Source organism: Achromobacter sp. JD-1 (assembly GCF_038594925.1).
Lineage (GTDB): Bacteria > Pseudomonadota > Gammaproteobacteria > Burkholderiales > Burkholderiaceae_B > Achromobacter > Achromobacter spanius_C.
In genome coordinates this window covers 113,144-126,820 of record NZ_JBCGCS010000007.1, presented here as the reverse complement: position 1 = coordinate 126,820, position 13,677 = coordinate 113,144, and the positions used below count along the sequence as shown (strand labels likewise).

12 protein-coding genes are annotated in these 13,677 nt (G+C 66.3%); 10 read left to right on the top strand and 2 right to left on the bottom strand.

Going from position 1 to position 13,677, the window contains the following annotated elements:
* Positions 1-9 precede the first annotated feature (9 nt).
* The 9 genes from WBR68_RS13240 to WBR68_RS13200 all read left to right on the top strand — a co-directional run bounded on the left by WBR68_RS13240 (position 10) and on the right by WBR68_RS13200 (position 9,624).
* Positions 10-1,155, top strand: a complete 1,146-nt coding sequence (locus WBR68_RS13240) for an FAS1-like dehydratase domain-containing protein (RefSeq protein ID WP_127185849.1) — start codon at positions 10-12, stop codon at positions 1,153-1,155.
* Between the two features lie 40 nt (positions 1,156-1,195).
* Complete coding sequence (locus tag WBR68_RS13235; protein ID WP_230694472.1) at positions 1,196-2,446, top strand: CaiB/BaiF CoA transferase family protein; 1,251 nt, start codon at positions 1,196-1,198, stop codon at positions 2,444-2,446.
* Between the two features lie 40 nt (positions 2,447-2,486).
* Complete coding sequence (locus WBR68_RS13230) at positions 2,487-3,452, top strand: Bug family tripartite tricarboxylate transporter substrate binding protein (protein WP_230694471.1); 966 nt, start codon at positions 2,487-2,489, stop codon at positions 3,450-3,452.
* Positions 3,453-3,653: 201 nt separating this feature from the next.
* A complete protein-coding gene (locus tag WBR68_RS13225) occupies positions 3,654-5,084 on the top strand; it encodes a gamma-aminobutyraldehyde dehydrogenase (RefSeq protein ID WP_230694470.1) in 1,431 nt (476 codons plus the stop codon).
* Positions 5,085-5,097: 13 nt separating this feature from the next.
* Entirely contained in the window at positions 5,098-5,895 is a 798-nt protein-coding gene (locus WBR68_RS13220; protein WP_230694469.1) for a nuclear transport factor 2 family protein, read from the top strand.
* A gap of 50 nt (positions 5,896-5,945) precedes the next feature.
* The gene (locus WBR68_RS13215; protein WP_050445717.1) at positions 5,946-6,692 is read left to right on the top strand and encodes a FadR/GntR family transcriptional regulator; all 747 of its coding nucleotides are present in this window, start codon (positions 5,946-5,948) and stop codon (positions 6,690-6,692) included.
* Positions 6,693-6,735: 43 nt separating this feature from the next.
* Positions 6,736-7,554, top strand: coding sequence for a cache domain-containing protein (locus WBR68_RS13210; protein ID WP_230694468.1), 819 nt, complete (start codon positions 6,736-6,738; stop codon positions 7,552-7,554).
* A 114-nt stretch (positions 7,555-7,668) separates the two neighbouring features.
* A complete protein-coding gene (locus WBR68_RS13205) occupies positions 7,669-8,040 on the top strand; it encodes a DUF805 domain-containing protein (RefSeq protein ID WP_050445716.1) in 372 nt (123 codons plus the stop codon).
* Between the two features lie 30 nt (positions 8,041-8,070).
* A complete protein-coding gene (locus WBR68_RS13200) occupies positions 8,071-9,624 on the top strand; it encodes an NAD(P)/FAD-dependent oxidoreductase (RefSeq protein ID WP_230694467.1) in 1,554 nt (517 codons plus the stop codon).
* Here the strand turns inward: WBR68_RS13200 and WBR68_RS13195 are convergent.
* A complete protein-coding gene (locus tag WBR68_RS13195) occupies positions 9,621-11,054 on the bottom strand; it encodes an MFS transporter (RefSeq protein ID WP_230694466.1) in 1,434 nt (477 codons plus the stop codon). The genes WBR68_RS13200 and WBR68_RS13195 overlap by 4 nt on opposite strands.
* Positions 11,055-11,215: 161 nt before the next feature.
* Between WBR68_RS13195 and WBR68_RS13190 the strand changes: the two genes are divergently transcribed.
* Positions 11,216-12,103: a LysR family transcriptional regulator gene (locus WBR68_RS13190; protein WP_050445713.1), complete on the top strand. Its 888-nt coding sequence runs from the start codon at positions 11,216-11,218 to the stop codon at positions 12,101-12,103.
* 23 nt (positions 12,104-12,126) lie between these two features.
* Here WBR68_RS13190 and WBR68_RS13185 read toward each other — a convergent pair whose 3' ends face one another.
* Positions 12,127-13,674, bottom strand: a complete 1,548-nt coding sequence (locus WBR68_RS13185) for an argininosuccinate lyase (RefSeq protein WP_230694465.1) — start codon at positions 13,672-13,674, stop codon at positions 12,127-12,129.
* Positions 13,675-13,677 lie beyond the last annotated feature (3 nt).

Here is a 13,677-nt window from a genome sequence, read left to right as displayed (position 1 = left end):
GGAGACATCATGTTGACCAAGACCAAAACTGAACGTAGTTTCCCGACCATTACCGAACGCGGTCTGGACGAACTTCGCGCGCGCATCGGCGTAAAGATCGGCGCCACCGCCGAACCGTGGTGCTACGAGGCCACGCGCGACAACATCCGCCACTACGCCCACGGCATCGGCGACGACAACCCCCTGTGGTCAGACCCCGAGTACGCCGCCAAGACCCAGCATGGCGGCATCATCGCCCTGCCCAGCTTTCTGTTTTCCACGAGCCGCATCGTGTCGGGCTACGTGGGCGGCCTGCCCGGCGTGCACGCCATGTGGTCGGGCGCCGACTGGACCTGGCACAAGACCGTCAAGCGCAACGATGTGATCTCCACCGAAGCGCACCTGAAGGACCTGATCGAACACCAGACCCGTTTCGCGGGCCGCGCGATCCAGCAGATCTACCACGTAGACTTCTTCAACCAGGACGGCGACAAGGTGGCCGAGGCCGATAGCTGGTGCTTTCGCACCGAACGCGATCACGCCCGCGAGCAAGGCAGCAAGTACAAGGAAGTGCGCGCCCGCGAACCGCGCCGCTACAGCCCCGAGGAAATCAAGGAAGCGTACAAGCTCTATGCCCAGGAAGAAGTACGCGGCGCCACGCCCCGCTATTGGGAAGACGTGAAGGAAGGCGAGGAACTGCCCGTGATGTTCAAGGGGCCGATGACGGTAACGGGCTTCATTGCCTACGCGCAGGGCTGGGGCGGCCTGTACATCCGCGCCAACAAGCTGGCCTGGCAACTGATCGACGCGCACCCGGGCGTGGGCATCACCAACCGCTTCGGCATTCCCGATGTGCCCGAGCGCGTGCACTGGGAAGAGGAATTCGCGCTGGAAGTGGGCGCGCCGGGCGCGTACGACTACGGTCCCGAACGCAATTCGTGGCTGACGCACCACCTTACCAACTGGATGGGCGATGCCGGCTTCCTGCGCAAGTCCATGTGCAAGATCCGCCGCCACAACCCGGAAGGCGACATGCTGTTCTTCAAGGGCCGCGTCACGCGCAAGTACGTGGAAGACGGTCGGCACCTGGTTGAAATCGAACAGGAAGCGCGCAACCAGGACGACGAGCTGTCCGTGCTGGGCACGGGCGTGGTTGAATTGCCCACCCGCGGATGACGCGCCCGCCCGCGCGTCGGACATGACCAAAACGAGGTCAATGATGTCTGATTCATCGGAGCACGCAGCACACGCCCCGCCTGCCCGCGCCGCCGGCGCGCTTGAAGGCATACGGGTGATTGATCTGTCCCGGGTGTTGGCCGGGCCGCTATGCACCCAGATGCTGTCTGATCAGGGCGCCAGCGTCATCAAGGTAGAGCCGCCCGGCGGCGACGAAACCCGCGCGCTAGGTCCGCCCGTCAACGCGGACGGCGACGCCGCCTACTTCACGGCGGTGAACCGGGGCAAGCGCGCCATCGGGCTGGATTTGTCCTTGCCCGATGGGCGCGACGTGCTGCTGCGCTTGCTGGAGCAGGCCGACGTGCTGGTCGAGAACTTCATCCCGGGCACGATGGCCAAGTGGGGGCTGGACTACGAAGCCGACTTGAAGCCCCGCTTTCCGCAACTGATCTACTGCGCCATCTCGGGTTTTGGCGAAGACGGCCCGCTGGGCGGCCTGCCCGGCTACGACGCCATCCTGCAAGCCATGTGCGGGCTGATGAGCGTGAACGGCGACGCGGCCAGCGGGCCCACCCGCATCGGCATTCCCATCGTCGACCACCTGACGGGATACACCGCGCAGTCAGGCATTCTGCTGGCGCTTTACCACCGCGCCCGCACGGGCCAGGGCCAGCGCGTGGACGTGACCTTGTTCGACACCGCGTTGAGCCTGCTGGTGCCGCACGCCGCCAACTGGATGCACACGCAACGCACACCCGGGTTGATGGGCAGCGCGCATCCCAACATCGCGCCCTACGACCGCTTTGCCTGCCGCGATGGCGACATCTTCCTGGGCGTGGTGAACGACCGACAGTTCCGAAAATTTTGCGACTACATCGGCCTGGCGGCCTTGCTGGAAGACGAGCGCTACACGTCGAACCGCCAACGCCTGCAACACCGCGACGCCCTACGCGCGGCCATCGAAGGCGCGCTGCGCGATCGCGCGCGCGATGCGGTCTGCCATGACCTGATGCGGCTGGGCGTGCCGGTGGGCCCGGTCAATAGCGTGCCCGAGGCTTTCGAGCAGGCACACACGGCGCATCGCGGCATGCGTATCGATCGCGACGCTTATCACGGCATCGGCCCCGCCACGCGCCTGGCCGAAGCGCCCGCGCGCGTGGGCCGCCTGCCACCCGCTTTTGCGCAGCACACGGACGAGGTCCTCCGGGAGGCCGGCCTCGACGACAACCGCATCGCAAGCTTGCGGGAGCAAGGCGTACTGCCGCCACGCAGGCCTCCGCCCAAGCCGTAGCAGCAAGATCGCAGCCCATAACAAAACCCAGGAGACCACCATGAAATCACTACGTTTGATTGCCGCGCTGGCGGCATCCCTGCTGTTCACGCAGCCCGTGGCCGCGGCGGACAACTATCCTTCGAAGCCGGTGCGTATCATCGTGCCGTATCAGGCGGGCCAAGGCACCGACGTGGCCGCGCGCTACCTCAGCGACTACCTGGCGCGCGAGCTGGGGCAACCCTTCATCGTTGAAAACCGCCCCGGCGCGGGTGGCAACATCGGCGCGTCCGAAGCGGCCCGCGCCACGCCCGACGGCTACACCGTGCTGATGGGCACCAACGGCACCCATGTGCTGAACCAGTTCATCTACGCCTCCACCAACTTTGATCCCGCCAAGGATTTCGAGCCGATCATGCTGGTCAGCTCGTTTCCGATGGTGTTGGTGACGACACCCGCGTCCCCCTACAAGAGCCTGGCAGACCTGCGAGATCCGAAGAAAGCCAAGCCCGACAGCGTAACGGTCGGCATGCCCAGCACCACGGCGCGCCTGGTGTTCGAACTGCTGAAGCAGCAAGGCGTGGCCAGCATTCGCGGCATTCCCTACAAAGGTTCAGCCACGGCCACCACCGATCTGATGGGCGGCCAGGTGCAGGTCGGCATCGACACCGTCAGCGCCGCGCGTACGTTCATTACTGGCGGCAAGCTGCGTGCGCTGGCTGTCACGTCCTTGAAGGAGTCTGCCTTGCTGCCCGGCGTGAAGCCCGTGTCGGCGCAAGGCCTGCCGGATTTCCAGGTGATCGCTTGGAACGGGATGTACGCGCCCAAGGGCACGCCGCCCGCCGTGGTGCAGAAGCTGAACGCCGCGCTGGTCGAGATTCTGAAGCAGCCCGAGGTGCAAAAGCGCCTGCTGGAGCTGGGCCACGAACCGGGCGGCGGCACGCCGGCCGAGCTGGAAGCCTTTGCGCGCAGCGAACGGCTGAAGTGGGAACCGCTGATCATCAAGGCGGGGTTGAAAGCGCAGTAAGAGTTCGGGCCGTCTGAAGGTCCCTGTCCCAAACCCTCCAATGAATGACAACGCCCGGGCCATGTGCCCGGGCGTTTGCGTTTGACTCGGCCAACTAGCAGTTCTGATAGCTCCAGGGTTTACCCCAGCAGAATTAATACATATAACATCAGAGAATATAACTATTAAAACAAACCACCCATCACCTAACGGGAGACAACCATGGCGATGCCCACCCTCAAGCATTTCATCAACGGTCAATACGCGGAGTCCAAGGGCTCCGAATATTTTGACCTCATCAGCCCCGTGACCGGCCAGCCGATCGCCCGCTCTCCCAACGCCAACGACGCCGACGTGGACGCCGCCTACGCCGCCGCCAGCCAGGCCTTCAAGACCTGGGGCCGCAGCACCCCGTCGGCCCGTCAGCAAGCCCTGTTGAAACTGGCCGACGCTGTCGCCGCCAACAGCGACCGCCTGGTGGAAGCGCAAAGCCGCAACACCGGCCAGCTCAAGCACTTGATCGCCTCGGAAGAAGTGGCGGTGTGCGTGGACCAGATCCGTTTCTTTGCCGGCGCGGCGCGCTTTCTGGAAGGCAAGGCCGCTGGCGAATACATGGAAGGCCTGACCTCCAGCATCCGCCGCGAACCGCTGGGCGTGGTGGGCCAGGTCACTCCCTGGAACTACCCGCTGATGATGGCGGTATGGAAGATCGCGCCGGCACTGGCCGCGGGCAACACCGTGGTGCTCAAGCCCAGCGACAGCACCCCCGAAAGCACCTTGTTGCTGGCCGAGATCGCCGCGCCGTTCTTCCCCGCCGGCGCCTTCAACGTGGTGTTGGGCAACGCCGCCACGGGCGCCAAGGTGGTGTCGCACAAGACCCCGGCGCTGGTATCCATCACGGGTTCGGTGCGCGCCGGCCTGCAAGTGGCCGCGTCCGCCGCCGCCAACCTCACGCGCGCCCACCTTGAACTGGGTGGCAAGGCGCCGGTCGTCGTGTTTGAAGACACCGACCTGGACCGCGCCGCGCAGCACATCGCCATGACGGGCTTCTTCAACGCCGGCCAGGACTGCACCGCCGCCACGCGCGTCATCGTCGCGGAATCCGTGCACGATGCGTTCGTTGAAAAGCTGGTGGCTGCCGCCCGCGACACCCGCTTCGGCGAACCCGACGACCAGGACGCGCTGTACGGCCCACTGAATAACGCCGCGCAGCTGGAACGCATACAGGGTTTCATCAAGCGCCTGCCCGCCCACGCCCGTATTGAAACCGGTGGCCGCCACGCCGCGCGCGCCGGCTACTACTTCGAGCCCACTGTCATCACCGGCCTGCAGCAGCAAGACGAAGCCATCCAGACCGAAGTCTTCGGCCCCGTCATCACGGTGCAGAAATTCGCCGATGAACACGACGCCATCACCAAGGCCAACGACGTGGAATACGGCCTGGCCGCCAGCGTCTGGACGCGTGACCATGGCCGCGCGCAACGCCTGTCGCGCGATCTGGATTTCGGCACCGTGTGGATCAACACGCACATCCCGCTGACGGCCGAAGCGCCGCACGGCGGCTTCAAGCGGTCAGGCTACGGCAAGGACCTGTCCGCCTACGGCTTCGAAGAGTACACGCGCGTCAAGCACGTGATGAGCTCGCACGATTAACCAGGGGACCACCATGACAACAACGCCGCATTCCTCCCCACCCCAGACCCAGTCCCTGCGTGACCTCGTCGCCCGCGCGCACCACGAACTGTTCACGCTGCGCGACACGGGCGCACTGGAGCGTTATTTCTCGCCGCGCTTCATCGAGCATTCGCCGCTGGTGAAAGACGGCGCGGACGGCCTATTCACGCTGGTACAGGACCATATCGACCTGCACCACGAGGTTTACCGCGTGCTGGTGGACGGCGACCTGGTCGCCATCCATGGCCGCTACACCGGGCTGGGCGAGCAAGCGCTCGTGGGCTTTGACATTTACCGCGTGGCCGACAACCGCATCATTGAACACTGGGACGGCCTGGTTCCCGAAGCCGCGCCCAACGCCAGCGGCCGCACCCAGTTGGACGGCCCCACGCAGCCCCGCCCCGATCAAGATGCCGAGGCCAACCGCGCGCTGGTCCTGGCGTTCTTCACCCGCGCCCTGATCGATGGCGACTACACCGCCTTCAACGATTACTGCAACGGCGAAGGCTTTCACCAGCACAGCCCCGACATCGCCGACGGCACCGTGGCCGTGGTCAGCTTCCTGAACCAGTTACGCGAAGCGGGCCAAGGGCTGCAATACAGCCGCGTGCATCGCAGCGTGGCCGAAGGCGATTTCGTGCTGACGCATTCCGAAGGCAGCATCGCCGGCGAGCGCCATGCCTACTTCGAGCTGTGGCGCGTACAGGACGGCAAGGTCGTCGAATTATGGGACGCCATCACGCCCGTGCCAGACGACAGCCAGGCGCTCCATCGCCACGGTATCTTCTAGCGCGGCCATGGCATGATGCACGTTTTCCATTCCCGCCCCGGAGTCCCGCCATGACCGCCCACGCCATCGTCTATGCCCCGATTGGCCAAGGCACGCGCTCGGAGCAGGTCGTCGAACGCTTAAGCAACGCGATCGTCGCCGGCCTGCTGCATGCCGACGAGCAACTGCCTAACGAGAACGAGCTTTCGCGCCTGATGGGCGTGTCGCCCGTGACCATGCGCGAAGCCCTCAACACCTTGCGCGCCCGGCAGTTGATCGACACGCGGCGTGGGCGCAATGGCGGCAGCTTCGTGTGCCCGGTGCCAGCCCAGATGATGCACGACCGCCATCCGCTGCGGCTGGCCACCGCCGGGGATCTGGCCGATTTGGGCGAACTGCATTGCGCCGTGGTCGGCCACAGCGCGAAGCTGGCCGCGCAACGCTCCACCGCCGATGAGCACTTGCGGCTGGCGCGCGAGATCGATCAATTCGAGGCGGCGACCGACCCGCAGGCACGTGCACAGGCCGACATGCGCTGCCTGCTGATGTTGGCCACCCACGCGCAGTCCGCGCGCTTGGCCAACCAGGAGCTTGGAATCCAGGCGGAATGGGCGCCGCTGGTCGCATCGATTTACGCGCATGCGGGGGTGCACGCCGGCATCGTGCACGCCTACCGCCGCCTGCAGGCGGCGCTGCGTGATGGCGACGAGGCTGCCAGCAGCGCGCATGCCCAGGACATGATCGGCACACAAACCGACCACCTGCTTGAACACAAACTGCGGTTGGACGCCACGGCGCCGCCGCCACAACAGACCTAGGACCGCTGACGCTGGCGGCAAGCCTGGGCAGAGGAGACGGCAGATGAACGAAGATGCGCATATCGACCGAGCCAACGGCATTCTGGAATGCGTCTTGAACGACGCGCAGAACACCGCGGGCGCGTTGGCCGAGGCGGCGGCCCAGATCCTGTCGGGGCAGACCCCGACGCCGGGCAGCGGCCTGCGATTGTCAGGCGAACACCGCCGCGCGCTGCAAACCCATATCCAGGTAGCGCTGCAACTCAACCCCTGGTGCAACGGCGCGGGCTTTGCCAGCTACGCGGCGCCAGCCGGGCTGGACGACGGCTACTGGACGCTGGAATGGTGGCAACAGGAGGGCCCATCGATGCAGCAGGCGCAGTTGGATCGCAACCAGGAAACTCGGCGGCGCCTGGACTTCCGTGCCTTCGCCTGGTTTGACCAGCCCGCGCGCTGCCTGCGCCCCGTCGTGGAAGGCCCTTACGTGGACTACATCTGCAACGGCGCCTACACCATCACCGCCGCGCATCCCGTCCTGGTGCAGGGCGCCTGCGCGGGGGTTGCCGCCGTTGACGTGCTGGTCGCAACGCTGGACCGCATGCTGCTGCCGGCCTTGCACCCTATCGGCAAACCGGCGCTGGTGCTGAACGCCGATTCGCGCGTCGTCATGTCCACCGCCCACCGCATCCGCCCCGGCAGCTTGTGGCGGCCGCAGCAGGGGGACCGCCTGATCGGCCCCGCCCGCGCGCTGCGCCTGGCGGTACTGGCCGCCACGCCGCTGCGCTCGGTCTTCGCCTCCCCTCGGACCGTTGCGCGCCACAGCAGCACCAACAGCCCTGGCAGCCAGGCCAGTTCAACCCGCCAAACCCGCCCCAACTCTTGACGGGCTGATCGCAGGCGGGCCACGCCCGCCCCTCTCATTGTCTTGACAGTTTCCCGCCGCCTGCGCCTGCCCCGGCGCGGATGGCGCACATCTTTTGCAAACCGGAGAACCTTCATGAAGTGGTATCTGCAAGCCCTTAAACACTACGCCGTCTTCGAAGGACGCGCGCCGCGCCGCGAGTACTGGATCTTCGTGCTGTGCCAGATCTTGATGGTGCTGGCGATTTCGGCGGTGGAACGCGCGCTGGCCATCGCCAACCCCGAAATCCTGTTCGGCTGGTACACGGCGGGCTTTCTGCTGCTGACCTTTGTTCCCGCGCTGGCGGTAACGATCCGCCGCCTGCACGACACCGGCCGCAGCGGATGGTGGGGCCTTCTGCATGCCGCGCCGGTCATCGGCACGCTGCTGTTGCAGGCCTTCATGCTGCCCGCCGGCGCCCCAGGCCGTAACCGCTACGGCCCCGCTCCCTCCCCCGCAACGGCCTGAGCCGCTCTCACCGCCTTCAGGAAACTCGACATGACATTGAATCGACGTGAATTCATCCTCAAGACGGCGGCCGCCTCGACCGCGGCATCCGCCGTCGGCGCGCTGGGCTTGTGGCCGGCGGCCTCCTCTGCCCTGTCCTCCACGCCACTGGCCACCGTACCGTTGGACAACACGGCCTTGCGGCCCGCTCAACTGCTGCAAGACGCGCGCAAGATTCCCACCCAACTGGGCATCGACCCGCGCATCTGGAATTGGCGCCATGACGCCAGCCCGTCCGACCCCATGCCGGCCAACTATTACGAGGCGTCGCTGTCCGAATGGCCGGCGTTCGGCTCGCTGCCCGGCGACCTGGATTGCGAGGTCGTCGTCATCGGCGGCGGCCTGCTGGGCGCGTCCACCGCGCTGCATCTTGCCGAAGCCGGCGTGGAAGTCGTGCTGATCGAAAAAGACCATATCGGTTCGGGCGCCTCGGGGCGCAACGGCGGCCAGATGACGCCCGGCCTGGCGCGCTGGGAAGCCGGCACCATGCTGGACAAGCTCCCCCTTGAGGATGCCCGCCGCCTGTGGCGCTTTGCCTCGGTTGAAGCCATGGAGACGGTGGATGGTCTGCGCGACCGCTACGGCTTTGACTGCGACCGCAAGCGCGGCCACATCACGGCGGCCGTACACGCGGGCCACATGGGTGCGCTGGTGGAAAACGCCGATGCGCGCCGCCGTCTGGGCGACGACGCCGTCAAGATCATCGGCAGGCACGAACTGAAAGACCAGTACGTCAAGTCCGACATCTATTTCGGCGCCGCCATCGACGACGGCGGCGGCCAGGTACAGCCGCTGGCCTTGTTGCGCGGCCTGGTCCATGCCTTTGTCAAACTGGGCGGGCGGGTCTACGACAACACCACCGCGCAAGCCATTGAAGAGTCGCCGGGCAGCACGCTGGTCAAGACCGCGCAAGGCGCAATCAAGGCGCGCCGCGCCGTGGTGCTGGCCGTGCACAGCGCCACCTTTCAGTTCATGCCGGGCAGCGCCACCACCGTGCCCTTCTTCACCTATGTGGCCGTCACCCCGCCGCTGGGCGACACCCTGGATGCGCTGATTCCTTCAGGCTTGCCGGTCTACGACACGCAACTGCAAATTGACTACTACCGCCCGGTACGCAACGAGCGGCTGCTGTTCGGCGGCCAAGGCACGGGCAACTCGTGGTCGCCGCGCGACGTCAACAACTACCTGCTGGACCGCATCAAGACCGTGTTCCCGCAGTTGGAAAAACCGGAACTGGAATATTCCTGGAGCGGCATCAGCGACCTGACCTTGAACGGCGCCACCGACAGCCGCAAGAGCGCGGGCGACGTGCCGGTGTACATGGTGCATGGCTGGAGCGGCCACGGCGTGGCGCAGACGGTGCGCATCGGCCGCGCCATCAGCGACGACCTGACTGGCTGCAACACCGACTACGCCATGCTGACGCGCTTTGACCACGCCGGCATTCCGCTGGGCCGGCATTTGTCGCCCGTCGCCATTCCGCTGATCAAGGGCGCGCTGGGTGTAATGGGCATCATCAACCCGGCGGACATGGTGTCGTTCTAGGCCGCCACGCGCGCGCGGCCCCGGTCCAGCGCCGCCAAGGCCAAGGCCAACAGCAGCAAGGCAGCGGCCAAAGCGTACGTCCACCGCATGCCCGTCGCCAAGGCGGCGGGCGGTGCGGCTTGGAGGTCGCCCGCGCCAGCCGCCCAGGCGAACACCGCGCCCATCACCGATGCGCCCGTAATGAAGCCCAGGTTGCGAGACAGGTTCAACACGCCCGATATCGCGCCACGCTGGTCCGCGCCCGCGCTGGCCATGACGGCGCTGCTGTTGGCGGCCTGGAACAGCGCGTAGCCGCTGGTGATGACCACAAGCGGCGCCACGTATTCCGCCACGCGCGCCATCCCTGCCACTCCGCCCATCACAAGCGGCACCCAGGGCAGCAGGATCGCGCCTGTCGCCATTGCGGCCAAGCCGGCCAGCATCACGCGCTGCGCGCCATAGCGGTCCACTGCGCGTCCGGCCGGCACGCCCACCAGCGCCGCCACGACCGGCCCGCAAGACATCACCAGCCCAACCCGCGCCGCGTCCAAACCCAACGCGCCCGCCAGGTAGAACGGCCCAACCACCAGCGTCGTCATCATCACCGTGGACACCAGCGCGTTGGTCGCCACGCCCGCCCGCAGCGTGGGCTGACGGAACAACGCCAACTGAATCAAGGGCGACGCCGCCCTGGCCTGCAACCGCACAAATGCCACCGCCGCCACCATGGCCGCCAACAGCAGCACGGCATGGTTTCCGCCAAAGCCGCCACCGGCCGTCATCGCCAGCGCATACGCCGTAATGCCTAAGGCCAGCAGCAGCGAACCCTTCACATCAAAGCGCGCGCGTGGCTGGCTGGCGGGCTGGCGGTCCGCCGGCAGATAAGACCAGGCCAGCACGAACGCGAGCGCGCCCAGGGGCAGATTGATCAGGAAGATAAGCGGCCACCCCCAAGCACTGATCAGCAGGCCGCCCAAGGTGGGCCCGAGCGCCGTGCCCACCGCCGACATGCTGCCCAGCAGCCCCATCACGCTACCGGTCTTTTCCTTGGGCGCGGCGGCGCTGGCGAACGCCATCGTCAACGCCATCATGACGGCGGCGCCCAGACCTTGGACCGCACGCGCCCCGATCAAGCCCATCAAACCGCCCAACCACGGTGACGCGCCGCACAGCGCCGACCCCACGGTGAACAAGCCGATACCCACCAGCATCAGACGCCGACGCCCCATCAAGTCGCCCAGGCGGCCCACACTGACGATCAGCGTGGTGATGGCAAGCAAGTACGCCAGCACCACCCATTGCACGTCTTGAAAGCGCGCCTCGAACGCTTGCGCAAGCGTCGGCAACGCGACGTTGGCAATACTGGTCGCCAGCGCAGGCAGCAGCATGCACAAGGACAGGCAGGCCAGAAGGGGAAAGGATGGGATAGTCGAGGACGGTTGGGTATGCATGGTCAGCCCTGCAAGAAAATCGGGCCGCCAACACGGCGCCCTCAACACATCCTATGCCTAGCCCATACCAAGCGGAAGACGCAGCATTTGCATTCAATACCTGCACATGACGCCATAACAAAACCCGCAATCAGGCACGCATCCATGCTACGTTTGCGAGCATGGCCACGCCCGATCTCAATCTGCTTATCACCCTGGATGCCTTGCTTGACGAAGGCAGCGTGGCGCGCGCCGCGCGGCGCTTGCGCCTGAGCCCGTCCGCCATGAGCCGGGCCTTGGCGCGGCTGCGCGCCACCACGGGCGACCCGCTGCTGGTGCGCGCCGGGCGCGGGCTGGTGCCCACGCCACGCGCCCTGGCGCTGCGCAGCCATGTGCATGAACTGGTGCAAGACGTAGAAGCCGTGCTGCGGCCTGCCGAAGCATTGGACCTGGCGCGGCTGGATCGTACCTTCGCGTTGCGCGCCAGCGACGGCTTTGTCGAGAATTTCGGCGCCCGGCTGCTGGCCCGCATTGGCGACGAAGCGCCCGGCGTGCGTTTGCGTTTCATGCAGAAGACCGACAAAAGCAGCGCGCCGCTGCGCGAAGGCGAGGTAGATCTGGAAACCGGCGTGGTGGGCGACGCAGCCAGCCCCGAGCTGCGCACGCGCGCGCTGTTTCAAGACCGCTTCATCGGTGTCGTGCGCGCGGGCCATCCGCTTGTCAGCGGCAAGATCACGCTGGCCCGCTACGCCAAGGCGCAACACATCCTGATGTCGCGCCGCAATCAGGACAAAGGGCCAGTGGACGAGTCCCTGGCTGCCCTGGGGCGGCAGCGGCACATCGCCACCTTGGTGGGCGGCTTCTCGGCCGCGCTGGCGCTGGCCCGGGAAACGGACCTGATCGCCACCGTGCCGGAACGGCACACCGGCACGCTGCGCGCCGGCATGCACAGCTTTCCCCTGCCCTTTCCCGTGCCGGCGTTTACCGTGTCGATGCTGTGGCATCCCCGCATGGACGGCGACGCCGCGCATCGCTGGCTGCGCGCTTGCGTGCTGGACGCCGTCCAGTAGCCCCCGCGCGCAGCCGCTTGCGCTTACTTCGTGGCGCTGGCCGCCAAGGTGTTGAACTGCTTGTCCAGCTCGGCCAGGGACTGGTTGATGTGGGCGCGGCGATCCTGAATCCACTTGCCCTGCGCGCTCAACTGCTCACGCGCGGCCTTCAGCATGCGGTCCATCTCGGCGGGCTGCGGGCCGCCGATGGTGGCGCGGTTCTTCACGATGGCCACGGGGTCCAGCGTCGAGCGGAATTCCGCTTCGCTCATCGGCAATTCCTTGGCGTACTTGGAGTCTTTCATCGTGTCCGCGTAAATGCGGCGGGCCTGCTCATACGGAAAATCCAACGGCTTGATGTTGTTGGAGCGGGCGTAGCTGACCACTTCGGACGCAAAGTGGTGGCCGTCGCGGAACGGCAGCTTGTACTTGCGCATCAGCACGTCGGCCAGTTCCTGCGACGCGGTCCAGTCGCTGTTCAGTTCTTCCAGCGCGCGCTCGGGGCTGATGACCATGGCCTTCAACACGCGGTCCCAGCGCTTGAGCGCCGAGATGCCGCTGTCCACCATCGCGGAATTCTGCTTCACGTCCTTGGGATCGCTCATGCCCGGCGTGATGTTGTGCGTCTGGATGGCCGGCCCCATCGCCAGCGTCAGCGCGGTAGAGGCGTCGCTGCGGGTAGAGTTCAGCAAACCCGGGTTGCGCTTTTGCGGCATGGCGCTGGACACATAGGTGTTGTCGCCCCCCTCTTGCAGCAGGATCCAGGGACGCGACTGCGCGTACTGCGTCATGACGTCTTCAACGAAGTTGCCTGTGCGCAGCGCGATGCTGGTCACGATGGACGCCACTTCCACGGGCTGGTCCATGGACGAGATCTGCGAAGCATCGTAGGCGTTGTCCACCAGCGCTTCAAAGCCCAGGTACTGCGCCATGCGCTTGCGGTCCAGCGGCCAACTGGTGCCATTGAGCACGGTGGTTCCCATGGGTGAACGGTCGATACGCACATAGGCTTCGCGGATGCGGTCTGCGTCACGCGCCAGGCCCGCGGCCTGGCCCAACAGGTAGTGGCCATAGCTGTTGGGCTGCGCGGCCACACCATTGGTGTAGTTGGGCACGACGGTGCCGGCGTGCTTGGCGGCCAGCTCCACCAGCGTGGTGGACGTCTTGTTCAGTTGGTCGGCCAGCTCCAGCAGCTTGTCGCGCAGGATGGCGCTGCGATAGGTCGCGTGCATGTCCTGGCTGGAACGGCCGGCGTGCAACAGCGTGATGTCTTCGCCCGCCGCCTTGATCAGCAGGGGTTCGAAGGTAATGACGGTGGCGGGGCGCTTGCCGCCGGGCTGATTGCCGTCATGGATCACCTTGGCCACCCCCGCCGCCAGGCGCGGCGCCATGGACTTGTCCAACAGCCCTTCATCGGTATTGATGACGGCGGTGGCTTTGTTGATTTCCCCCAACCAGAAGAAGGGATCGCGGGGAGTGGCGGGGGCTGCCGCCGGCTTGGCGCCCGCAGCCGGCGCTGCCTGGGCCAAGGCGGCGTGCGCACTCAGCGACAAAACCAGGGCGGCGCCCAGGGTAGGGAAAAACTGTCTCATGGC